At 43.1% G+C, this 23,913-nt stretch carries 23 protein-coding genes and 1 pseudogene; 6 read left to right on the top strand and 18 right to left on the bottom strand.

Annotation, left to right across the window (positions count from 1 at the left end; genetic code table 11):
* The first annotated feature begins 6 nt into the window (after positions 1–6).
* Positions 7–240 (top strand): DUF29 family protein, encoded by a 234-nt coding sequence (locus F6K53_RS12710; protein WP_293017715.1) that lies wholly within the window; start codon positions 7–9, stop codon positions 238–240.
* Positions 241–242: 2 nt separating this feature from the next.
* Here F6K53_RS12710 and F6K53_RS12705 read toward each other — a convergent pair whose 3' ends face one another.
* From F6K53_RS12705 to F6K53_RS12675, 7 genes and pseudogenes are all read right to left on the bottom strand, one after another.
* Positions 243–1,496, bottom strand: a complete 1,254-nt coding sequence (locus F6K53_RS12705; RefSeq protein ID WP_293017717.1) for a glycosyltransferase family 4 protein — start codon at positions 1,494–1,496, stop codon at positions 243–245.
* A 13-nt stretch (positions 1,497–1,509) separates the two neighbouring features.
* Positions 1,510–2,043 (bottom strand): sulfotransferase domain-containing protein, encoded by a 534-nt coding sequence (locus tag F6K53_RS12700; RefSeq protein ID WP_293017719.1) that lies wholly within the window; start codon positions 2,041–2,043, stop codon positions 1,510–1,512.
* Between the two features lie 210 nt (positions 2,044–2,253).
* The gene (locus F6K53_RS12695) at positions 2,254–2,436 is read right to left on the bottom strand and encodes a hypothetical protein (protein ID WP_293017721.1); all 183 of its coding nucleotides are present in this window, start codon (positions 2,434–2,436) and stop codon (positions 2,254–2,256) included.
* Positions 2,437–2,472: 36 nt separating this feature from the next.
* Positions 2,473–3,678: a hypothetical protein gene (locus F6K53_RS12690; RefSeq protein WP_293017723.1), complete on the bottom strand. Its 1,206-nt coding sequence runs from the start codon at positions 3,676–3,678 to the stop codon at positions 2,473–2,475.
* 99 nt (positions 3,679–3,777) lie between these two features.
* A pseudogene (locus tag F6K53_RS12685) lies at positions 3,778–4,230 on the bottom strand (polysaccharide pyruvyl transferase family protein); the annotation flags it as partial.
* 448 nt (positions 4,231–4,678) lie between these two features.
* Complete coding sequence (locus F6K53_RS12680; RefSeq protein ID WP_293017725.1) at positions 4,679–4,885, bottom strand: hypothetical protein; 207 nt, start codon at positions 4,883–4,885, stop codon at positions 4,679–4,681.
* Entirely contained in the window at positions 4,882–5,625 is a 744-nt protein-coding gene (locus F6K53_RS12675) for a phytanoyl-CoA dioxygenase family protein (protein WP_293017727.1), read from the bottom strand. Before F6K53_RS12675 ends, F6K53_RS12680 begins: the two co-directional genes overlap by 4 nt.
* A gap of 580 nt (positions 5,626–6,205) precedes the next feature.
* On the opposite strand from F6K53_RS12675, the gene F6K53_RS12670 reads away from it, so the two are divergent.
* Positions 6,206–6,352 carry a hypothetical protein gene (locus F6K53_RS12670; protein ID WP_293017729.1) on the top strand — a complete coding sequence of 49 codons (147 nt, stop codon included), beginning with the start codon at positions 6,206–6,208 and terminating at the stop codon, positions 6,350–6,352.
* Positions 6,353–6,422: 70 nt separating this feature from the next.
* On the opposite strand, the gene F6K53_RS12665 is transcribed toward F6K53_RS12670, so the two are convergent.
* From F6K53_RS12665 to F6K53_RS12630, 8 genes are all read right to left on the bottom strand, one after another.
* Entirely contained in the window at positions 6,423–8,258 is a 1,836-nt protein-coding gene (locus F6K53_RS12665; RefSeq protein ID WP_293017731.1) for an ABC transporter ATP-binding protein, read from the bottom strand.
* 12 nt (positions 8,259–8,270) lie between these two features.
* On the bottom strand, positions 8,271–8,648 hold the full coding sequence (locus F6K53_RS12660) for a hypothetical protein (RefSeq protein WP_293017733.1): 378 nt from the start codon (positions 8,646–8,648) through the stop codon (positions 8,271–8,273).
* Positions 8,649–8,850: 202 nt separating this feature from the next.
* On the bottom strand, positions 8,851–9,921 hold the full coding sequence (locus tag F6K53_RS12655; RefSeq protein ID WP_293017735.1) for an NAD-dependent epimerase/dehydratase family protein: 1,071 nt from the start codon (positions 9,919–9,921) through the stop codon (positions 8,851–8,853).
* A 516-nt stretch (positions 9,922–10,437) separates the two neighbouring features.
* Positions 10,438–10,881: a hypothetical protein gene (locus F6K53_RS12650; RefSeq protein ID WP_293017737.1), complete on the bottom strand. Its 444-nt coding sequence runs from the start codon at positions 10,879–10,881 to the stop codon at positions 10,438–10,440.
* Positions 10,878–11,627 (bottom strand): hypothetical protein, encoded by a 750-nt coding sequence (locus tag F6K53_RS12645; RefSeq protein WP_293080946.1) that lies wholly within the window; start codon positions 11,625–11,627, stop codon positions 10,878–10,880. The genes F6K53_RS12650 and F6K53_RS12645 overlap by 4 nt, the downstream gene beginning before the upstream one ends.
* Before the next feature lie 132 nt (positions 11,628–11,759).
* Positions 11,760–12,446, bottom strand: coding sequence for a Uma2 family endonuclease (locus F6K53_RS12640; protein ID WP_293017741.1), 687 nt, complete (start codon positions 12,444–12,446; stop codon positions 11,760–11,762).
* A gap of 282 nt (positions 12,447–12,728) precedes the next feature.
* Entirely contained in the window at positions 12,729–13,463 is a 735-nt protein-coding gene (locus F6K53_RS12635) for a Uma2 family endonuclease (protein ID WP_293017742.1), read from the bottom strand.
* Between the two features lie 536 nt (positions 13,464–13,999).
* Positions 14,000–14,677: a Uma2 family endonuclease gene (locus F6K53_RS12630; RefSeq protein WP_293081093.1), complete on the bottom strand. Its 678-nt coding sequence runs from the start codon at positions 14,675–14,677 to the stop codon at positions 14,000–14,002.
* A 204-nt stretch (positions 14,678–14,881) separates the two neighbouring features.
* Here F6K53_RS12630 and F6K53_RS12625 point away from each other — a divergent pair, with 204 nt between their 5' ends.
* Complete coding sequence (locus tag F6K53_RS12625; protein WP_293017744.1) at positions 14,882–15,013, top strand: hypothetical protein; 132 nt, start codon at positions 14,882–14,884, stop codon at positions 15,011–15,013.
* Between the two features lie 859 nt (positions 15,014–15,872).
* Here the strand turns inward: F6K53_RS12625 and F6K53_RS12620 are convergent.
* Positions 15,873–16,046 carry a hypothetical protein gene (locus F6K53_RS12620; protein WP_293017746.1) on the bottom strand — a complete coding sequence of 58 codons (174 nt, stop codon included), beginning with the start codon at positions 16,044–16,046 and terminating at the stop codon, positions 15,873–15,875.
* Positions 16,047–16,196: 150 nt separating this feature from the next.
* Positions 16,197–17,495: a glycosyltransferase family 4 protein gene (locus F6K53_RS12615; RefSeq protein ID WP_293080943.1), complete on the bottom strand. Its 1,299-nt coding sequence runs from the start codon at positions 17,493–17,495 to the stop codon at positions 16,197–16,199.
* Positions 17,496–17,902: 407 nt separating this feature from the next.
* Here F6K53_RS12615 and F6K53_RS12610 point away from each other — a divergent pair, with 407 nt between their 5' ends.
* Positions 17,903–18,151 carry a hypothetical protein gene (locus F6K53_RS12610; protein ID WP_293017750.1) on the top strand — a complete coding sequence of 83 codons (249 nt, stop codon included), beginning with the start codon at positions 17,903–17,905 and terminating at the stop codon, positions 18,149–18,151.
* Here F6K53_RS12610 and F6K53_RS12605 read toward each other — a convergent pair.
* Positions 18,109–19,185, bottom strand: a complete 1,077-nt coding sequence (locus tag F6K53_RS12605) for an MraY family glycosyltransferase (RefSeq protein ID WP_293080940.1) — start codon at positions 19,183–19,185, stop codon at positions 18,109–18,111. The genes F6K53_RS12610 and F6K53_RS12605 overlap by 43 nt on opposite strands.
* Positions 19,186–20,155: 970 nt before the next feature.
* Between F6K53_RS12605 and F6K53_RS12600 the strand changes: the two genes are divergently transcribed.
* On the top strand, positions 20,156–20,326 hold the full coding sequence (locus tag F6K53_RS12600) for a hypothetical protein (RefSeq protein WP_293069920.1): 171 nt from the start codon (positions 20,156–20,158) through the stop codon (positions 20,324–20,326).
* Between the two features lie 569 nt (positions 20,327–20,895).
* The gene (locus F6K53_RS12595; RefSeq protein ID WP_293080937.1) at positions 20,896–23,799 is read left to right on the top strand and encodes an SLBB domain-containing protein; all 2,904 of its coding nucleotides are present in this window, start codon (positions 20,896–20,898) and stop codon (positions 23,797–23,799) included.
* Positions 23,800–23,913 lie beyond the last annotated feature (114 nt).

Genomic DNA, 23,913 nt, shown 5'->3' with positions numbered 1-23,913 from the left:
ACTGGTATGTTGGTTTTGAGTATTAGAGAGCAACGTCGGGCTATTAAACGGCATTTGCAGCAAAATCCGAGCTTAAAGTCTCGGTTGGAAGAAGCAATGATAAATGGCTATGAAGCATGTGTTGATTTGGCTTTACGAGAAAGCGATTTACAATTGCGAAGGTTTCCAGAACGTTGTCTTTACTCGTTTGAAGAGATTATTAAGGATAGTTTTTTTTACGATACTAGCCAAGATTGGTAAAATTAGCTTGTTGGTTTACTTAGCCGATCCTTGCTTTCCTCTAAGATTGAACGGTATAGATTTATGTGTCTCTCAGTTTGAAGTTTTGAAGAATACTCTGCAACCGCCACTTTTCGGCACTGTTGACTCATGTACTCACGCAAATTGTGATCTGTTAGGAGTTGAATAATACCGTTACAGAAATCTTCAACATTCTCAGGTTCTGCTAAATACCCGGTGGTTCCTGGTCGTACCAAATCAGGAACACCACCTACTTTAAAACTAACTGTAGGAGTACCACAAGCCATAGCTTCTAGGGCTACTAACCCAAAAGCATCAGCACGAGTGGGAAATAAAAATAGATCAGCAGCAGAATAAGCTATTGCTTTAAGGTGATCACTACTAACAAAACCTAAGTTTTGTGTTTGTATACCAACTGATTCACTGATTACTTCACCTCCATCTCCTAAAGTCAGCAGTACTATTTCCCCTTTGAGAGATTGAGGTAAACTTGAAAGTGCTTTAAGTAGAAGGTCTCCTCCTTTACGAGAGTTGGTTAGATTTTGCGCCCCAAACATCAAAACCTTCTTGTTAGTAGGTAATCCCAATAAGGAGCGACATTGTTTAGTATCAAAGGGCTGATAAGCTTCTATATCTACACCAAGAGGAATATAGTGAACTGGTATATGACTAAGTATGCTTTGTTTTGCTTGTGCAGCGTTCCATTGGCTAGTAGCAATAATTGCAGCTAAATTAGATCGCCGATAGCTCCACTGTTTAAGTTTCCACTCAATCGCAGTAGCGTCCCTTGTTATAGCAGGATCTGTGTCTAGATAAGGACATGAACCACATCCGCTCTGCCAACGTTTACAATCAAAACTATAGGCACAGTGTCCTGTAAAACTCCACATGTCATGCAGTGTTAACACGGCTGGCTTGTTACGAGTAATACTAGGCAAAGCCAGATAGTTGAGATAACCAGTATGCAGATTATGAAAGTGGAGGACATCGGCATTTTCATAAAATGGATGTTGGCAAATTTCTGCACTGTTAGTTATATAAATATTATTTAAACCAAAAGCTGTCGTGAGTTTACGAAGCTGATCATCTATCTTACCCCGAGGAGGAACTTTAGCTACGCGACTGCTATTAGTGATTGCAGAATCAACCAAAAATCTAGAGTCGATTTCATTTCTCAGTAGCCCTTGATGAATACGATAGGCTGCGATCGCAGCTCCACCTATTTTATCAGTTTGGTTAATATGAAGAATAGTCATTTAAATATCAAGGCTACCAATCGCCTTCACCATAAAACTCTGAAGCTATTGGTTCAGTTATATGTCTAATAGCTAAAATTTGTTCTTGCTCAAGAAATTGCTTCCAATCATAGACATGTTTATCACTGCGAAACCGTTTCACATGAGAGTTTAAATCTTGCTCTTCTGGTAATTCATTAATAGCGTGATGTTTAATTATCTGCTCTACATTGTCCGTAAATTCAAGATTCAAATCTTGGCACAAACTACGAAATCCCTCTAAAGGAGCAAGAGCTAAGTCTTCATAACGATAGAACAGCCAATTTGGATATTGCTTACGGTAACTAACTACCATTGCATAAATTGCTTTCCAAAAAACAGCTGCCCGTTGCCAAAGTGGCATTGTTTCATCTATTGCAGCAACAATTTCAGTTTCTAAATCAGATAATTTTTCGAGTAGTTTTGGCTGCTCAATAAAAACTGATTGAAACGAATGCATATGAGTTGGATCTTTTAATACACTCCAAACATAGGCAGCATAATGACGGATAATTACCACAACATCCATATCAAATTGTGTCGCTAACCACTCAGTAGAAAAAATTGCAATGGGGTCTTTTACTAAGGGACGAACTCCTAAAAAGCCAGGAAAATAATAACGAACTATTTTTGACGCTGTAGGACGTATTTTTACTTGATTAAGTGCAACCGATAGCTCTTGAATTAAGTTATTATCAATATTTATAAATTGCTTTAAATAATGATGAAAAAACTCTTGTTATTGTGGTGTGACGTAGTGAAACAAACGTGGTATTTTTTTACTATAAGTACCCTCGGCAATTGCCACATTAAATGGTTCGTGAATGTAGCGAACATAGGGAGAATAGGAAATTGTTTTGCCAATCCACGTAGAGCCTGAGCGGTTGCTACCTGTTACTAAAATAGGGCGATTTGAACGCATTATGGTAAACTAGAAAACTGTTTGATTTTTTGGTGTTCAACCTAATTGCATCAAGATTTTTTTGATAGTTGCTTTAGTCTTAAAAACTAAGTAAAAAAATCTTCCTTCAAAGGTCAGCCCATGCTGTCCGCAGAAGTGAAGAAAATCAATTCGTTCTTTTCTAGTTAATTGATTCTTTTTGAATAGGAATTTATAGCGTTGCTTATACTCTTTAAATGACTTTTGAAAGCATTCCAAGTTTTGAGATGAAAAATCATATTCTCGTGCTGCGTGAGTCCAACCGACTTCTTTTTCCTGCACTTCTAATATAAGCTGAGCGTGTGCTTTTGCCAGTAGGGTTGCTGGTTCTAACTCGGGTATAGCCTGCTCTAAGCAATCCATATACAAGTTAAATGGAATACGAAAAAGGAAAGGCGTATGTGTGGAGCGGGTAGCGCGATTGCCATCACTACCACTGTAGGTAAGCATCCGTAGCATTGCACCAAAATCTATGGCGCAGATGCCCAATTCTTGTGACAGTTCATAACAGAGAATTTTGGCACCGCCACCTAGCGCCAGAAACAATGTGTCAATTTTATTTTTTTGTACAAACTCCCATAGATCTTCTTTTATAAGATCGAGATTATCATTTAAATTATGACCATTCTTTCTAACCTGATGAAAAAATACGGTAGCAGATGGAGACCAATAATTTTGGGCGATTTTTCGATACTCCTGCTTTTCAAATATAATTTTTAGTAAACTTGCCTCTGCTCCTGCAATTCCTACACGGCGATGCTCACAATAGTTCTTGAATTCTGTTTCTATCCATGTCGGTAGAATGTATGATGTCTCTTTTGTGGGATTACACAATAGTTCATTATCTCGGTTTAACTTCAGTTGGGGTAAAAGTTGTTCATTAATCCAAAGAAGTTGATGGAAGTCTACATAATCCGCATTTTGGAAAGCCTGCAAAAATCTTGCTGAATAGCGAAGTCCGATACCCGGATTTCCGTATGGTTTTGTACCGCCGACTACTCCATCAGTAGTGTCCGCTTCGCCAGAGAAGCCATCTTGAGCGGCTAGGAGTAAGGTAAGATCCATGTCACCAAGACGAAGGAAAGAAAACGGACGGCTGTTCATCGCCTCGGTTATTCTTCGAGCTTCCTGCTTTCGTTGCTCCATCCATTGTAAGGGTTTGGAACAAAGAGGTTGGTGTTGCTTGAGGTTGAGGTTTTTAATATAGGTTTGGTGAAGGGACATTTAAGCACTCTTAAGTTCTCATATTTTATGATTTCAATAACTTTTTTTAAAAAAAAGTTATATTTTTGTGTCTATTTTAGATATAGTCATTGAAAGTTTTTAATCTAGCTTTTGTTTACAATAATGATATCTATAAATAAAATTATTATGCATCATATATTGATGTTTTTCTAGTAAATAATTTAAGTTGTGAAACATCAAGTCCAACTCTTCTTTGATCCTGTAGATTTTTGATGAGCGTTTTCTAGTATTCTGCTTCACCTGTTTAATCGAGATAATTTCATTTCCTGTTAGACAGTTGGGAGTTTCTCCAAAAACTGAATAGTAGTCTTTAAACTTAAATCCCTTTCCTGAAACTTTATTACTCAGTTGCATCCATATAGATGGAATACCAAATGCGTCTGCAATTATAAGTCCGTGGAGAGACGATGAAGCTATAGCTTCGCATCGAGTAATATCTGCAATGACTTCTTTTGGGTTACGTGTTACGTCAATCAATAATACATTTTTAGATTCTGCTTTGCTTAATGAAATAATTCTTTCATCTAATGCATCAACATAATGTGGTACTAAACCTAAATCGTACTGTTTTTAAGATTCTGCATAACAATTAGGTGCTAGCAGTCCAGGATCTCCTAAGGTAATTGTCTGAGAAGCAAAAACCCGCTTTCTAGTTAAATGACCTCTGACACCAATAATAGATGCACTAGTAAAACAGTTACTAGAAGATGAAAACATGAATCCAGAACCTAAAATTAGACCACTAAAGTTATACGATAACTTCTATAATATGCTGCCAATAGCAGTTGCATGATCTTCATTTGGTAAAGTATGTTCAACATCATATCCATAGTGTGAGAATATATCTCTGTTTAACTGATCGCCAAAATTTTTGATATTACAGTAATATAGCTTAATTGGAGGCATTTTTTTCGTTTAAGTGTTTTACATCCACTCAAAATAATTAGGATAGGGACATTTGAAAGATTTGTTTGCTGATTTAAGCTGCCACCTGACTACTTTGCAATTTCCAATAGCGTGCATAGCGCTCACCTTGATGCAGAAGCGACTTATGAGTACCGTGCTCCACAACCTCTCCCCGCTCTAGCACTAAGATTTGATCAGCCTCAGCAATGGTCGAAAGTCTATGGGCCACAACAATCACTGTTCGTTCTTTCTGGAACTGTTCCAATGCCTGCTGAATCAACTCTTTCTGCTGTTTGAACTTGGCAATTTAAGATGCCATAGTTTACGTTTTAAACTCACCTCCCATTCTCCAGTTAGCAGCCCTTTGGCTAGGTTATTAGAGATTGCCTTAAGCGTCAGGAGCAAAAGCTGCTTATATAACTTCATTAGTTCTGGAATAGCCATAGTTGCGATTGAACTATTCGGAAAGACTGGATAGTTTCGCTGAATGCCAAATCCTAAGTAGTTGAAAAGGTCTGGACTAGGGTTATCGATAAACCCAGCATTGACCAGATTTTGCTCTCCATGGCCAAGATATTCATCTTTAATTTGCTCGACCTGGAACTGAAAACTATTTCGAACATGATGTCTGTCTTTAAACGGGCGTGCTCGATGAATACCATGCAAATCAAAGATGATGAGGTCGCCCTTCTTTATTTCAAAGGTTCTGATATTCTGCTGATAGTGCGTCTGAACCCAGCGATCGCTGATATAAATCTCATCGTCATACTTTGATGACCAAAGGTGGGAACCCTCAATATACTGAAACGGGCTTAAATTTGGCTCGGAAAGATATATAAGAAATACCAGACATTGCATCTCGTGCTTACGCAAAAACTGACTACCTTGCAGCAGATTATTGTCTGTGTGCCACGGCATATGAAACCCTCGACGGGTCTGACAGAACCTGTGATTTATCAGCTGATATCCTGCTTGGAAATAGGCATTACAAACATCTAAAACCTGTTGAGACGTAATCAAATCTTAGGCTCGCTTCGACTTGGCCAGGCAATGGCTCAAAAACTTCTGATTTCCTGAACAAACCACACCTAGGTCATTTTTATTGATCAGAATCTCATCAAAGTCGATTTCTTCTAAGAGCCGGTCAGCCTCTATCTTATCTAATGCACTTTCTGCGAAGTAATAGCCCTTTTCTCTAAGAGAGCTGACAATTTCAGCAGTGGCAGTAATATTGAGAGTATTCCAAGAAATAACAATACACCAGAAATGTTGAATCTATTTCACGTCTGTACCTACATTTAGATACCTGACTGGGTGATCAGTAACCTGGTGAACTTGGTAGGGTGTGGGGTGTGGGCGAACGGGTGATTATAAAAATGATTATAAAAATCAAGGAGCTGAGGCGTTGCTTAATAATGGAATGATTTTAAGAGTTTTGTGGAATGGGCATCTTGCCTGTTCCTGGAGGTGCGCGAACGGGTCGCACCTTGAGCGAATTTAATTCTTAATGAGTCAAGCGCACCGAATATTTTCGGGCGGGCAGGATGCCCCTTACAAGGGTAGGTTTTTTACAAAGGGGCGAGTACGTACTTTTATTGTCTTGATGATTTTTAACGACAATAATGGTACATTTTCTTATACCCCACACCCCACACCTGATGTCAAAGTTAAAAACCTACCCTTATCAGCAACTCCCAACTCCCGATTCCCGACTGCCGACCCAAATGTAAAAAACCTAGCCTTGTAAGCTCCCCACTCCCCACTCCCTGATCAATTTTAGGGTCAAGAATCAAACAGCCCTGCTTCAAGCTACTGCCTTAAACTGCCACCTGGCTACTCTGCAACTTCCAATAGCCTGCATAGCGCTCACCTTGATGCAGAAGCGACTTATGAGTACCGTGCTCTACAAGCTCTCCCCGCTCTAGCACTAAAATCTGATCAGCCTCAGCAATGGTTGAAAGTCGGTGTGCCACAACAATCACTGTGCGTTCCTTCTGGAACTGTTCCAATGCCTGCTGAATCAACTTCTCGGATTCACTATCTAAGGCACTGGTTGCCTCATCCAAGATTAAAATCTCTGGCTGTTTAATTAATGCCCGTGCCAGAGCCAATCGTTGCCGCTGTCCACCCGAGAGTCGATAGCCCCGCTCACCCACCACGGTTTCGTATCCATCAGGCAAGGCCAAAATAAACTTGTGGGCTTGAGCTGCTTTAGCTGCTTCCACCACCTCATCCAAGCTTGCTGACGGACGACCGTAACGCAAATTTTCTAAAATACTGTCATTAAAAATAAACGTATCTTGACTGACCACCCCGATCTGTTGCCGCCAGTTTTCCAAGCAATAGTCTGCTAGAGGACGACCATTGACTAGAATATGTCCTGCCGTGGGTTGATACAGCCCAAGGAACAAATCTATAATCGAAGACTTACCTGCCCCCGACCCCCCTACTAAAGCAGTTACTTTGTTTCGAGGCAGAGTAAAGGTGAGATTCTTGAGGGCAAACGTATCATCGTTAGTATAGGAAAGGCTTATAGACTTAAACTCAATATCTTCCCTTAGCCGTGTAAACGGCTCCGTGCCCGAGTGCTCAAATACCTTATCCCGCTGGTCTAAAATCATCTCTAACCGTACCATCCGGGCGCTGTTATCCACAAAAAGTGTAATTGTGTTTGAAGTTGCTCTCAAGCGCCCCGATAACCTTTGCAAGGCCAGCAAAAAGGTCAACAACAGGGGTAGGATTGTCGCCTTACCCCCTTCAAATAGTACTGCTGAAGCCGCCAAAATTCCCAGGGCTACCATGGGCAAAGTCTCTAAAATTGGCTCCGGCAGGAAAAAGACCAATGCCCGCTTTTTTAGTTGTTTCTCGATTTTACCTAATATCTGATTTGCCCCCGTTAGTGTCTGTGGCTGGGTACCAAAGGTATGCAACAACCTCAATGCCTGGATGCTCTGAGTAATATACTTAGCCGACTCCACCTGGCTTGCGGTCACCCGCTTTACCACTCGTCGTAATCGGGGAATCAGCTTGTACTGCACATAAGCCACCGCCAGAATCAGCACCGTTGCCGCCCCTGCCAAGATTGGGGATAGACGCACGATAATAACCAGGTACACCAAGGAGAATGACACACTCACCACCAGATTGTTGAATTGTGTGATATTTTGATCGACTGCGAAAGCCGCATCATTGGTAAAAAGTACTAGGTCACCGACCTTATAGCGGCTCACACAGCCATAGCTAAAGGTCATAATCCGTTCAAACACTTTCCCCGTCACATAGGGCTGTGCTTTGGCCGATAGGTAAGCTGTCGATACCTTATTGAGATAGTTACTCAGACTTAAGCCGATTTGCAGCACCACTGCCCCAAAGATTAATACTAAAAACATTTGCTCTGGTGGCAAAGGCAGAATCTTAGCAAGGGTTTTAGCTATGGTTGGATTGGTTGGTGTATCTGTTCCAGGGTCATCAGTCCCCGTTAGGTAACCCACGGCCAGATAAATAACACCTAGGGTGCTGCCCTCTAGGACGGCACTGACGAGATTGGTAACCAGGTTCATCCCAATCAGCCACCAGTTTTTCCGGGCTGTCTCCCCGACCAGACGATAGGCTGGCGATCGCAAATTGGGAATGAGTTTTTTCAGTTTTGTCACAATTACTATTAATTAGTCAGCAAATATATAGCGTTTTAAAATCAGATGTGAAACTAGAATTGAAGGGAACAGGGAACAGGGAACAGGGAATAGGGAACAGGTAAAGAGAGGGGGCGTTGCGTCAGTCAAGTAATGAATCGGAGTAGAGTGGGCATCTTGCCCGCTCGAAAATATATTGAAACTGGCAAGATGCCAGTTCCACGCAAGATGCCCATTCCACGGCAAGATGCCCATTCTACAGGTGCGACCCAAGGGCGCGAGGGATTGCTCGCGCCCTTGGAGGCGCGCACCTACTCTTAAAATCATTCCATTATTCAGCAACGCCGAACAGGGAACAGGGAAAGAGAGGGAGGTGTAGGGAAAGGCTTCCATGCAAAAGGCAACAGACAAGAGATAATCAGGATTTTTTCCCTCTTCCGACTTCTCTGTTCCCTACTCCCTACTCCCTACTCCCTACTCCCTACTCCCTACTCCCTACTCCCTACTCCCTACTCCCTACTCCCTACTCCCTACTCCCTACTCCCTACTCCCTACTCCCTGCTCCCTACTCCCCAGAACTATGTACTTAACAAAATCCCAAACTGCTATATACTCAAACGGTTACTGCTGATTTAGCCAAACGAGCTTGCCAAGATTCCACAATTTGCTGAATTGTTTCTTCCAACGACACCGAAATATCCCAACTGGGGTAATGCTCACGCATCTTACTCAAATCGGAGTAATAACAGATATGATCGCCAATCCGATTATCTTGTACATAGGTATAGCGCATCGCTTTACTACTATACTTCTCTGCCAGCTTAAATGCTTCCAGAATTGAACAGCTATTGCCTTTTCCGCCACCGATGTTATAAACTTCTGCTATTCGAGGTGCTTCGATAAAAGCGTGAATAAACCGCGACACATCCAGAGAGTGGATATTATCCCGTACTTGCTTACCCTTGTAGCCAAAAATCTTGTATTCCCGACCTTCGAGATTACACTTGACCAGATAACTTAGGAAACCGTGGAGTTCCACACCGGAATGATTTGGTCCGGTCAGACAACCACCCCGTAAACAAGCTGTGGGCATGTTAAAGTAGCGACCATATTCCTGCACTATCACATCAGCAGCAACTTTGGATGCGCCAAACAAAGAGTGCTTTGATTGATCGATGCTAAAGGTTTCAGGAATACCGTTGGTGTAAGCCGGGTCGTCATAATCCCAACGAGTGTCTAGTTCCTTAAGCTGAATAGTATTGGGGCGATCGCCATACACTTTATTGGTAGACATGTGTACAAAGGGCGACTCTGGACAAGATTGCTTCGCAGCTTCTAGCAAGTTCAAAGTTCCCACTGCGTTGGTATCAAAGTCAGCGAAAGGAATTGCTGCGGCGCGGTCGTGGGAAGGCTGGGCTGCTGTATGTACAATCGCGTCTGGCTTGAGCTGCGCCATTAGGTCTAAAATACCTTTGCGATCGCGTATATCGAATTCATGATGAACAAAATCTTGAATTGTCTCTTGCAACCGCTGCTGATTCCAGCGTGTATCCCCTTGGGAACCGAAGAAAACAGCCCGTTGATTATTATCAATACCGTGAATTTGCCAACCTTGTTGAGCAAAGTAACCACAAACTTCAGACCCAATCAATCCTGAGGAGCCTGTTACCAGTAATTTTTTCATAGAAAAGCTTAATTTTTTATGTAAATAATCTATAGTGAAACTAATAAGCTCAAAAAGCGATTCATCGTTAACGCTTCTCTAACTGATATAGCAGAAGTCAGAAGTCAGAAGTCAGAAGTCAGAAGTCAAACTCTTGCGCTTATTTAGGTTTGAGACTTTTGTCATGTCCTAACTGCCCTGGCGACTGCTATATCTTGCACCTTGAATTAAAAGCTCTAAAATTTAGGAGTCACTAGTCAGTAGTTATTATGCATCAAAAATTAATTCCCATTTAACTGGAAATTAATCAGCGTTTGATCAGCAATAATATTCTCATAAGTGTTTAAAATTAAAACGTTAAACACTTCTGGGCAAGAGGCAAAATGCCAAAGTTTGTTTTAGAAACTATTAAAGAATAAACTCAACTGATTGCCTCTGTTATTAATCAACTCTACTAGTTGACGACTCTTACCTCTTGCCCTTGGCATTTTGCCTATACTTTAGCTAGTAATTTATCATAACTACTCATCTAAAAAACTAAATCGCCCCAAAATCCTTAATCCCATGAAAACCAATTCGTTTAGACTGGCGACGGGTAAACTCTCCCACTGAAGAGTTGCCATTCGGATCAATCACCCCTGTTACCTGCTGCCATAACTCAGCAGGAGCCAACGATACCTTATAAATGCGATCGCCACTCTTGCACACGTGATACCACTTGGTTTCCTGGCACTCACTACACCAAAAAGCCTCTAGCCATTCTCCTTCGATAGCTACCGTGGTTTTACTGGCTATCAGCATCAAGGCATATTTTTGTTTAACACCACGCGCCTGAAGTTGTCCTGGCCGGTCAGCAAACAACCGATACTTCTGACTAACGCTATCAAGGTAGGAACCATGAATCGGACATAAAATAGTTCTTCGTTTAGAACGCTTCCGGTTCCGTTGACATCGTTTGGTTTGAGGTGTTGATTGACTCATTTTATAGGGGTTCTAAATTCGGTGATCAACTTTTGGGATTTTAGGGAACAGGGAACAGGGAACAGGGAATAGGGAGCAGGGAGCAGGGAGCAGGGAGCAGGGAGCAGGGAATTTAGAATTTGGAATTTAGAATGCGCGAATTTAGAATCGGAAACAGGGAGTATGGTGAGTAGGGATAAGAGTATGGGAAATGTGGTAAGGCAATGGTAGAACAGGCATCTTGCCTGTGCCCCAAAAGTAGAACAGGCATCTTGCCTGTGCCCCAAGAGTAGAACAGGCATCTTGCCTGTGCCCCAAAAGTAGAACAGGCATCTTGCCTGTGCCCCAAAAGTAGAACAGGCATCTTGCCTGTGCCCCAAAAGTAGAACAGGCATCTTGCCTGTGCCCCAAAAGTAGAACAGGCATCTTGCCTGTGCCCCAAGAGTAGAACAGGCATCTTGCCTGTGCCCCAAGAGTAGAACAGGCATCTTGCCTGTGCCCCAAGAGTAGAACAGGCATCTTGCCTGTGCCCCAAAAGTAGAACAGGCATCTTGCCTGTGCCCCAAAAGTAGAACAGGCATCTTGCCTGTGCCCCAAGAGTAGAACAGGCATCTTGCCTGTGCCCCAAGAGTAGAACAGGCATCTTGCCTGTGCCCCAAGAGTAGAACAGGCATCTTGCCTGTGCCCCAAAAGTAGAACAGGCATCTTGCCTGTGCCCCAAAAGTAGAACAGGCATCTTGCCTGTGCCCCAAGAGTAGAACAGGCATCTTGCCTGTGCCCCAAGAGTAGAATAGGCATCTTGCCTCTTGCCTTGCGCGTAGCGCTATAGCTTACCCTGAAACTTTTCTCCCGACTCCCGACTCCCGACTCCCTACTCCCTATTCCCTATTCCCTACTCCCTACTCCCTACTCCCTTCTTCTCCAAGAAGTCCAACAAATTCTCGCAGAGCCACACTAGAACCAAACTGCCATGCCCTATTAATGTATTGGGGAATGGTTTCTTTCACCGGGAAATTTGGAAAAATTTGGCTAGTTTGAACCTCTAAATAGCGATCGCTTTCAAATCGATAGATATGAATTGTGTCAGCTTTGTAAATCCAAACTTCTGGAACAGCTAGGGGAATGTAGTCATTAATATCAGTAATTGAAGTCAGGTCAATTTCTAGGGCGAGATCCGGTGGTGGATCTTGGCTCAGGTCTAGTCGTCGCTTTCCTAAAATTGCTTGATAATTTTGGATGTAGAAACAAGCATCTGGCTCCACTCCAGGCATCCCCGCTTTCCGAAGGGTAATCGGATCAAAGCTCTGCCAATCTCTTCCTTGATACCGTAGCAGTGCTTTAACTAAGTCAGTCAGTATATTCATATCGCAAAGGGAGTAGGGAGTAGGGAGTAGGGAGCAGGGAATGCGCGAATTTAGAATCGGGAATCGGGAATCGGGAATCGGGAATCGGGAATCGGGAATCGGGAATTGGGAATCGGGAATCGGGAATCGGGAATCGGGAATCGGGAATTGGGAATCGGGAGCAGGGGGGAGAAGAGTGTAGAACAGGCATCTTGCCTGTTGCCTCAAGTGTAGAACCGGCATCTTGCCTGTGTCCCCAGTGTAGAACAGGCATCTTGCCTGTTGCCTCAAGTGTAGAACCGGCATCTTGCCTGTGTCCCCAGTGTAGAACAGGCATCTTGCCTGTTGCCTCAAGTGTAGAACCGGCATCTTGCCTGTTGCCTCAAGTGTAGAACAGGCATCTTGCCTGTTTCATTTTATTCAAAAGCTGATAGCTGATAGCTGATAGCTGATAGCTAAAACTCTTCCCCCTACTCCCTACTCCCTACTCCCTACTCCCTACTCCCTACTCCCTACTCCCTATAATTACAAATCATCAGGATTAACCCCAAGGCTACGCAATCGTTCTGCCAATCGTTCAGCCCGTTGGTGTTCCTGTTCTGCCCGTTCTGCTGAAGTTGGAATCCAATTACCTGCGCCATCATACCAACGCAGCCACAACCCTTCTGTTTCTTGATATTTCCCTTGCCAAACGCCTAACCCTAATTCCAGTCTTGGAAACCAAAATTTCGGTTCAGAAAGTTCTACCGCCTGATACTGTATGGGCATTAATTGAAACACCCGCAACTGGTTATCGTAACGGTCAAAAACCACATAGTAAGGAATCCGCATATATTGCTCATAAGCTTGCCATTTAGTAGGTGGCTTGTTCGCAGACCTTAGGGTTTGTCCTAAATCTTCCGCTTCCGTACCTGGTGATAGGAGTTCCACTACCAAAAATGGTGCTTTTCCTTCCTGCCAAACCACATAACTCCAGCGCAGGTCTTGTTGTTGTTGAGCGGGAGTCACACCCAATACCAGAAACCAATCCGGTCGCTTGTGCCATAAGGAATTACGGCTATCGTAATATAAATTCAGGTCTGTACCAATGAACATTTCCTCCCTAGGGTAGTTGGGAGGTTGGCAAGTTTCCCGTAATAGCTGGGGTTGGAAGTCATGAAATTCGTCAGGCAAACCAGGCTCCTCTGGGTCTTCACTAGGTAGATCATACATAGTGGGCATAGTTTCCCTGGGAGGACGGGGTGGGTCAGTTTGGTACATGATCCTCTGTTGAACCTGATAGTTTGAGCATAGCATTTTGGGGTTTAGGGAGCAGGGAGCAGGGAGTAGGGAGTAGGGAGTAGGGAACAGGGAACAGGGAGTAGGGAGCAGGGAACAGGCAAGAGGCAAGAGGCAAAAAATCCTGTGTACCTCATAGCTGTGAGAAACGCTATAGGTCATGAACAATGTAATAGCAAAGGGAGTAGGGAGCAGGGAGTAGGGAGTAGGCAAGAGGCATGCTAGCAATAGGCATGCTAGCAAGAGGTGAAAAATATTGTGTACCTCATAGCTATGAGAAACGCTATAAAAAAACTTGGGAGATATCCTCTTACCTCTAAAACCTTGTTAGAGTCAACTTCAGCATAGCTGCCTTCAGCATAGCTGCCTTCAGCATAGCTGCCTTCAGCATAGCTGCCTTGGGCGTAGCGCTATACCTCATAGCTTACCCTACTCCCTACTCCCTGCTCCCTACTCCCTACTCCCTACTCCCTGCTCCCTAAAACCTAGATATTTGTACCTCACAAGTCGTGGAATTGCTATAATCGCGCTACAAACTCTTGATGGGTCTCGGAATCTATCCCTTCTTGCAATACCGCCAACACTTGCTGCATCTTTCCAGCTAATAAAGCCTCCACCCCTAAGCGCAATCCAGGAAACACCTGGCTACTCAATATACCTGCATCTGGCTGCTGCTGCACATATTCCCCTTCGCGCAACACATACCAGCGAAACTTCCGCTCCTGGGTTAGCCAAACTAAATACTCTTTCACTCCATTCCGACGATAGGCTCGCAGCTTATCATAGAGGTCATAGGAAGCACTACTAGCGGCAACCTCCACAATCAACTCCGGCGCACCTTCAATGTAATCATCCTCACTAATTCTCGACTGTCCACCTTTGTCTTGTTCAATGCGCAACAAAGCGTCTGGTTGGGGTTCATTATCAAAATCTAGCCGCACTGTAGAATTGTCACACAGCATAATGCCAGGGGTTGCGGCTTCATATGTCCCTAGCCAGGTAATAATCCTACCATGAGGTTGACCATGCTTATTGACCCTAACTGGTGATGCCACATAAACTACCCCCTCAATTAACTCCGCCTTCCTAATTTCAGGCGTTTGATCATAGCGTCGTTCAAATTCTACTCTACTTAAGCGATCGCCATTTTCCAGAATAGGTAGTTGAGTTATTACGGGAGTAGGGGATTTCACCACAAGACTTGCTCCATAAAATTTATACCAACATCTACTTTTATAGCAATTATACAACTTGTGAGCTACAAAGTTATAGGTTTTTAGGGAGCAGGGAGTAGGGAGCAGGGAGTAGGTAAGAGGCAAAAGGCAAAAGGCAAGAGGCAAGAGGCAAGAGGTTAAAAATATTGTGTACCTCATAGCTATGAGAAACGCTATAAATTACATTTGGGTAGTGTTAAATACGGCAGTTTGTATAACTATCAAGTACACAAGATTATTTTCACTTTTCCCTCTTACCTACTCCCTACTCCCTGCTCCCTACTCCCTACTCCCTACTCCCTACTCCCTACTCCCTAAAATAAAATAATAGACATACTCTCCCCCTTAATCACTTTCCTGCTGTTGACATCACAACTAATGAAAAGTGGTGTGGGGAGAGACTGAGATCAACAGGACCATCGAAGCCCACTCCTAAACATAAGGATCTAGATAGTAATAACTAGCTAGTATTTAATTTTAGCGGTCAGCCGTCAGTGGTCAGTGGTCAGCGGTCAGCGAACAGCGATTAGCTGATAGCTGATAGCTGATAGCACCTCAAGTAGCGTGCGCGTAGCGCTAATCGCTGATAGTTAATAGCTGATAGCTGATAGCTGATAGCTGATAGCTGATAGCTGATAGCTGATAGCTAATCGCTGATAGTTAATAGCTGATAGCTGATATTTTACGATTATTTCCTAAACAAATCAGTCAATCAAACCTTAGTAGTTAACCCCCAATTAGTTATTCTAATTAATCTAGAGTTTTCAGGACAATTGAGTATTATTTTTAAAAAAAGTTCTGAAATAATTGATGTCATAACTTGGTTCAATTATCCGATAATTTCCTTAAAAAAACATAAATAAAAATAAATCGTTGAATAAGTGCTGATTATTTAGGCACTAATTCTGTATTCTTAGTAACCTAGAGCTTTCAGGACAATTTACTAAATTGCTGGAATATAGCATTGATTATACCTATGAGGTAAAGTCTTTACTGGCGCTGATTGCCTTTAAGACCTTATTAATTCTGACCTTTGGCTTAAAAGGATCAGCCAAATACCTAATTATAAAGATAATTAATATAATTATTGAGATAAAATTGTTTAATCTTTAATTGAATTTTATTAAACCATAATCCCTGTAAATAATACTATCAAAAAACAGCCCATAAGTCAATGTCATAGGCAGTAGGGAACAGGGAGTAGGGAGCAGGGAGTAGGGAGCAGGGAGTAGGGAGCAGGGAATAGGGAGCGTTGCGTCAGTCTTCGCGCTGAATAGGAGTAGAGTGGGCATCCTGCCCGCCCGAAAATTGTAACGGGCAAGATGCCCATTCCACAAGATGCCCATTCCACCTCACTCTTAAAATCATTCCATTATTAAGCAACGCCCCCTACTCCCTACTCCCTACTCCCTACTCCCTACTCCCTACTCCCGACTCCTTACTCCCTACTCCCTACTCCCGACTCCCGACTCCCGACTCCCTACTCCCGACTCCCTACTCCCTATTCCCCACTCAACGCTTCACAAAGAACCTGATCATACTGTTTAGCAATGACTTCAGGAGTAAAATTCTCTAATAAATACTCACGACCAGCCTGACCTAGGGACTTGACTAACTCCTGATTAGCCGCCAGAGAGCGGATATAGTCAGCCAGACCTTGGCTGTCTCCATTCACGAAGCTGGCACCGCACTTAGCTTTGGCGATCAGCTCAGTTAAGTAGGCTTCCCGAGAGCAAATTACCGCCACGGGAACCCCAGCAGCTAACGCAGAGTAGAGTTTGCTAGGAGCCACTAAGGTTTCCATACCAGGAATCACACTGACTAACGAGAGATCGCAAGCGGTTAAGGAGTAGGGCAGCACCTCTTTGTCTTGGTAGGGCAAAAACAGAAAGTTAGTTAAGCCTAAGCGCTTCACGTCCTCGATTAACGTCTCTCGCTTCGCGCCACTACCAATACAGACAAACTGAATCGGTTCGTCTTTTAGTAATTTAGCAGTCTCAAGAATGGTGTCGATATCATGGCAGCGCCCCATATTACCAGAGTAAAGCACCGTGAATTTATTAACTAAGTTGTGCTTTTGGGCAAACCAGTTATCTGGCTTGGCCAGTGGCACAATCACATGTGGGTTAGCCCAACTGTGAATCACTGCCACCTTGTTAGCCAATTTAGGACAGGTATATATTACTCGTTGCTTCATGGCTGAACTGAGGACAATAATTGCCTCCGCTTTACGCCAAACCCGACGATTAAGACCTCTCCAAAATCGAGCTAAGGGATGATTGTGACCAATAACTCCTAATTCTACAGCAATGTCTGGGTAAAAATCGTAAATTAGGCAAACATAGCGCATCCCAAAAATTTTACGAGCCAGGTAGGCAACCACAGGGAAAAACGGTGGCGCAGTCGTTAATAACACCAAATTACGACGACGACAGTTTTTAACTAAGTGCAAGAACGCTCGCACAGCAAAAATTAAGCCATTCATAGCCTTGCCACGAATGCGCTGAGGCCACAGTTGAGACGCACGCGATCGCTTAATTTGTACTTTTCCCAACTTTTCATACATTGGTGCAGTGGCAGTCCCAAAGGCATAGCCTGGTTGCCCAGTAAACACCTTAATATCTATGCCTTGTTTGCCCAATTGCATCACCAACTCTTGGATTAACTGGCCAGTAGCAGCATAGTCAGGAGGAAAAAACTGAGTTAGTACAGACAGCCGCAGAGACTGCTCACTAACTGTTGTTGTTGGTAAGCAGCCTTTCATATGTTTCGATGTTTTTGGTTGTTTAATTAGAACCATAAGTCCACCTATAGTCTTTTGAGTTGGTTGAAGTACTTTTGTTTTAGGGAGCAGGGAATCGGGAGTAGGGAATCGGGAATCGGGAATCGGGAATTGGGAATCGGGAGCGGTGCGACCCGTGGCGAATTTAATTACGGGTCAAACGCACCGTAGGGAATTGGGAACAGGCAAGAGTTGCTAGTGGTGCTTCAGGGACGGGCGAGCCCTGATTTTCTGGGTAGCTTAGGATAATCCGTCCCTGAAGCACCACCAGGTCAAACAGCTTTTAGCAGATGCAGCCAGAGGCAAGAGGAGGGTGGGGAGTGTGGGAGGTGTGGGAAGTGTGGGGAGAGAGGGAGGAAGGAGGGGAGTAAGAAGCGAGTGGGAAAGGAGTGAGCGCGCGGAGATGGCGCGCGGAGTATGGGGAGATGGCCAGATGGCCATCTCCCCAGCCATGCTTAAAATTCAGATGTAATAAGATTTGTAGCAATTCTTGTACTGATCAGGTACAAAGAATTTTTTCCCGACTCCCAGGGAGTGCGCGTTCACGCTTAGCTTTGAAAAAGCGCGGGGTCGCACTGCTCCCTACTCCCGACTCCCGACTCCCGACTCCCGACTCCCGATTCCCCACTCCCTACTCAGGACTTCCTACTTCCTCATCAGTTAAAGAGCCATGAACAGACTCCCATGCTCTCCAAATCATCAATCCCAGTAAAATCGTTGTGCTACCTATAATTAGCGGACTGCGAGGAACCTCAACACACACTAGAGCTAAACTGCCAACCCATAACGTTAGGGCGTAAATCAGTAACACCGTTACTCGATGAGACAAACCTGCCTTTAACAAACGATGATGGAGATGGCGTTGATCGGCCTGGAAAGGTGAGCTGCCGTGACATAATCTCAGGGTAATCACAGCAGACATGTCTAAAAGGGGTACTGCCAAGACCAGCAAGGGTAAGAGGACTGTGGTAGCTACGGCATCCTTAACCAATCCCATCACACTTAAACTAGCGATAGTGAAACCGATGAAGTAGGAGCCACCATCTCCCATAAAAATTTGGGCTGGATTGAAGTTGTAGTACAAAAATCCTAATAAACTCCCCACTAATGCCGCACTAATTAGTGCGGCCTCGGTTTCGCCCATAAACAAACTGAGGAGGAAAATCATCACCCCAGCAATACCAGCTACTCCTGAAGCCAAGCCATCCAGTCCATCAATCCAATTTATGGCGTTGACAACCCCTGTCAGCCAGAGCACCGTCAGGGGTAAGCTGAGCCATCCTAAATGTACTATTTCCACTCCTGGAAGACTGACAACGCTAATCCGCAACCCCATTTCCCAAGCGACACTAGCAACTCCTGCTTGCAGTAACAAGCGCATTAAGGGCGATAAACTCACCAAGTCGTCGGTGACGCCAATCAAGAAAAAGCAGAAACTGCCGAGAACAACTGCCCAAACCTCTGAATAAACGTCAGGGGGAAAATCAGCCAACCCTCCTAGACTCCATACTAAAAATAGAGCAAGTAAGGTGCCAGCACAAATAGAAATTCCCCCTAAACGCACCATCGGTTGTCGATGCACTTTACGCTCGGCTGGTAAATCAGTATACTGATAGTTGATGGCAGCCGCTTTAACTAAAGGAATAGTATTGAAAACAATTAAAGCCGCGATAATGAAAGCAAGTACATAATATCCAGGGGAAACCATGGTGTAATAGCATAAGAATTACTACATCTGAGAACCAGGATTACCTCTAGACGCTCGTATTCGAGAAGCCTCTAATTTTTTTGCAAGCTGATTTGCTTGCTCTAATAAACTTGGTAAATTTCCACAATTAGAAGGCATACAAGCATCTAGATTTTCCATAAGCTGTTGAATCGTCTGGATCTACTAAGATCCAAAACAAAACCAGATCCGTCACCTGCACCAGCAATATTTATTACGGCGGTCGTAATTACCAGAGTGTAGTGCACTCCCAGGCAAAAGATTCAGTAATTAAGGTAAGATGCAATCAAAACCTGTTAATTACTCGGAGCCGTTTATGTAGTGACTGTAGGAATAGAGTTTATTCTCTTAGCTGATGAATAATATGCTATATTTTATTAGCCACTTATTCCTACTAAAATCAACAAAGTTTTCAGGATTATTTCAAATAAAAATATATTATTTTACTTAAAATACCATTAATTATATTATTAATACGCAAGTGTTGGTGCTACCAAATCAAAAAATGATTAATTAAGATAAGATTAACTCAAAACCTGTTAATTAGTCGGAGCCGATTATTTAGTAACTGTAGGAATAGAGTTTATTCTCTTAGCTGATGAATAATATGCTCCCTTGGGTTATCCTATCCTTTATACTAAGCTTAGCGATAATCTCAGGATTAATTTAAATTATTCCATCACTAAAAATATTAATAATCAGAGGTTAAAGATAGGTATAATAGAATGAAAAGCCACTTTGACAGCACTCGATATCCATTCGTGGTTAAAACAGACTTAATTTTTTAAATCCGTAATCATCCTTAAAAATCAGGTAAATATGAAGTATTAAATTCACGATTACCTTCACTTTTGTACCGAATTATAAGCCTAAAATTAATGATACGTTTAAATTTTACCGATCACTTCCCTGCAAATTAGACCAATTCTTCAAAGGTGGAATAAAGATGCAGATGGGAAGATGGGGAGATGGGGAGATGAAATTGATGTGTAGCGGTGTGAGCACGAATAATTGGTATTATATTTCTTGGCCAAGATTTAGAGACTATTTTAGAAATATAGCGTTTATCATAGTAATCAGGTACACAGAATTTTTTCCCTATTCCCTAATCCCTGTTCCCTAATCCCTGTTCCCTAATCCCTGTTCCCTAATCCCTGTTCCCTACTCCCTAATCCCTGTTCCCTAATCCCATTAACCCAGGACGAGGTAACTTACCCAAGGTCAAACTGCTATAATCAAGTATAATTACTTATTAACAAAAGAACCGTCACTTTAACGTCTTAGCAATGCTATCATCGGGGCAGGGTCATCAATGATTGCAGGAAAAGAATCCTGTAGGGAATAATCCTGATAACTACACTAAGACCAGTATTAAGGATAGAGGTGCATTAACTTAGGTCCGTGACAGTTACCCTCAGCCTCTCCCCGTAGTGACTCTTTAACTATATGTAGTAACTATAAGTCCTGTTGAACTTTCAAAAGCTATTGGTAACAGCTCTACATTACTACCCAGACAAAACTAACCAAAGTTAGGTTAACGTTGTTAACCTAACCGAAGCTCTAACTGGTTTTAGATAACTTACTTTACTGTCTAATCAGCAAATTTTCTGTTGCTCGATAAACCTTACTGATAGAATTACCGAGGTGCTTAGTCCAAAAATTGGAGTTTGTTGAAGTCCATAAAATAATCTTATGCTTAGAGCCTTAGTACTGATTCCCATGTCAGCCGCCGTTAGCTATTCTTTAGGGTTTGGGCTGAGTAACAATTGGAATTATAAAGATAGTCCTATTGTCAAACTACTTTGTGCTGATCAATCAATAAATGTCAGTTCCTACCATCAAGGAAAAAAGGATACCAATCCCCAAGATTCAAAAGCCAATACTTTCCCAAAAACCTTTGCTAATCCCAAGTTTTCCCTTGATAGTCCTATTGTCCAACTGCTTTGTACTGATCAATCAAGAAAGGTCAGTTCCTTCCATCAAGGAAAAAAGGATACCAATCCCCAAGATTCAAAAGCCAATACTTTCCCACAAACGTTTGCTAAGCCAAAGTTTTCCCTTACCCAATCTCAGTTAAACCAAAGTAATTCACAGCCAACCCTACCAGGGCTCAGCCGACAAACCGTTAGCCCAAAAAACTTTGCAAAGATTCAACCATCCCTTCCTGCTGCAACCGTTATTCCGCCAGAGATAGTTAAAACACTACCGATTGATCGAATTGTTGCTCGCTCCGTTGGCGGTGATTTGCTCACAATGCGATTTGAAACAGTCGATGCAGCTCCAGTGAAGGTACCGAAAACACCGCGAGCTGAGATGATTTCCCCAATAGCTAAGGTCGAGAAACAAAAGAAATCGGAGTTAGGAGCAAATGCCAACAATACCAATAGACCTCTGGGGAAATTAACCTTTAGCTCAGAGGTGACTTGGGTTAATGGCTCGTTTTACCAGATGTCTAATCAAGCAGAGGATCATCCCGAAATTGTCTTTACAGTCGATGCAGCTCCAGTGAAGGTACCGAAAAAACCCCGAGCTCAGATGATTTCCACGTTTACCCCAGTTAGCCAAAGTTCCTTCCCCTTGCCAGGTGCTCCCACTCCAGAATTAGTGACAGCACAATCTGAAATACCAGCTCCAGGGATAGCTAAGGTGGACAAACAAACGAAATCGGAGGTGGTAGCAAATGCCAACAATACCAATAGATCTCCGGGGAAATTAACCTTTAGCTCAGAGGTAACTTGGGTTAAAGGTTCATTAGACTTCTTTCAGAAGAGGGAACAGCGGATCTCGGAACAGGCAACAGTGAACAAGAATTCACGAAAAGCGATGCAGTCGGCCAAAGAGGGTTCCCAAGGGGTTTACAAGGTGCGGGCGCAGGTGACCAACACAGCTCCTCCCCACTCGCTATTCCATCAAGAACAGTATCAGAAAAATACTTTTGCAAAAGGTCTATTGTTCCAGAGGTCTAATCAAGTAGAGGATCATCCTGAGATTATCCTTGCCCATGCCAACTTAGCTGCTTCTGGGAACTTAGCTATGGTTACATTCAGGGAATTACTGCCTAATGGTGAACAGCTGAGGGAGATTCTACCTGCTCCGACTATTGCTCAATCGACTATTGCTCAATCGACTATTGCTCAATCTAGACCAACACCGTCCCAAGGTCAGTCCACAGAAATCGTACCTCTGCCGACCTTTGAGCAACCTACCCAGACACTACCATCGTCCCAAGGTCAGTCCACAGAAATCGTACCTCTGCCGACCTTTGGTAAACCTACCCAGACACTACCATCCCCCTATCCAACTGATGTTACCACTCCTGTACCTGCTGTAGAGCCCGTTAGCCCTGTTATAGACCAGACCTATACCCTTGGTGCAGGTGATTTGATTCTAATTACTATTTTCAAGATGCCAGAATTTAGTGGCGAACAACAGGTTGGTGTAGATGGCTCTATCAAGTTGCCCTTAGTCGGGAAACTGAGCGTTGACGGCATGACCTTAGAAGAAGCCGAAATCGCGATCGCAGCTAAATATCAATCGGAATTGCGCTCTCCTGCCATCACGGTAAGTTTAGTAAAACCCCGCCCCTTAAAAATAGCTATTTCTGGGGAAATTAAACAACCAGGCTCCTACATTTTACCTTTCGTCAATGATGGCCAGTTTCCCAGTCTCGCTCAAGCGGTCCAGCTTGCTGGCGGGATAACCCAAGCGGCGGACTTAGAGGGAGTCAAAATTCGGCGTTCTCAACCTTCTGGTATCACCCAGACTATTACCCTCAATCTTTGGGCACTGCTGCAAACTGGTGACTTAAGTCAAGACCTGATTTTGCGGGATGGGGATGTAATTATGATTCCAGCCACACTTTCGGTTGACTTAACCAAAACCGCTCAACTAGCAGCGTCTAATCTGGCTAGCACTGAGGAAATATCTGATGTTGCCGTGGTAGGGGAAGTCTTTCGACCAGGGGCTTACCGCCTAGAAGGAGGACAAAACGGTACTAGTCGCCCGACAGTTAGTCAAGCGATTCAAACCGCCGGAGGCATTAAACCCTCAGCTAACGTGCGGGAAATTCAAGTGCGTCGCCCCACTCGCGATGGCACTGAACAACTGATTAACATTAACCTCTGGAAATTATTACAAGATGGCGACCTTAGTCAAGATTTGGCCTTGCAAAAGGGAGACACAGTAATTATTCCTACTGCCAGAGAAATTACTGCCACAGAAGCTGCTCAAATTGCCTCGACTAACCTTTCTCCAGATGTAATTCGGGTCAATGTTGCTGGAGAAGTGAAACAACCAGGAACAGTCGAAATGCCATCTAATACCACTCTTAATGAAGCGTTGCTTTCTGTGGGTGGATTTAATGAGCGAGCAGAAAAAATTGTGGAGCTAATTCGTTTTAATCCTGATGGTAGCCTAACGCGAAGGGAAATCGAAGTCAATTTTAAACAAGGAATTGATCCCCAAACTAACCCTCTGCTATCCCAGAACGATATTATCATTGCTGGTCGCTCCAGTTATACCAAAATAACTGATACTATCTCTAATATTTTAGAACCAATTTTAAAAATATTGAATCCTTTACGTTCCTTGTTTTAAATTATATTTATCTATATATAAATTTAAATGACTTGATAATAAAACAATTAAAAATAATTTATTATTAATCCTGAATAATGACTGCTGAATTATAAATTTTAGAGCTTTTAATTG

The organism is Moorena sp. SIO4A1, assembly GCF_010672065.1.
Lineage (GTDB): Bacteria > Cyanobacteriota > Cyanobacteriia > Cyanobacteriales > Coleofasciculaceae > Moorena.
This window is presented reverse-complemented; position numbering and strand designations above follow the sequence as displayed.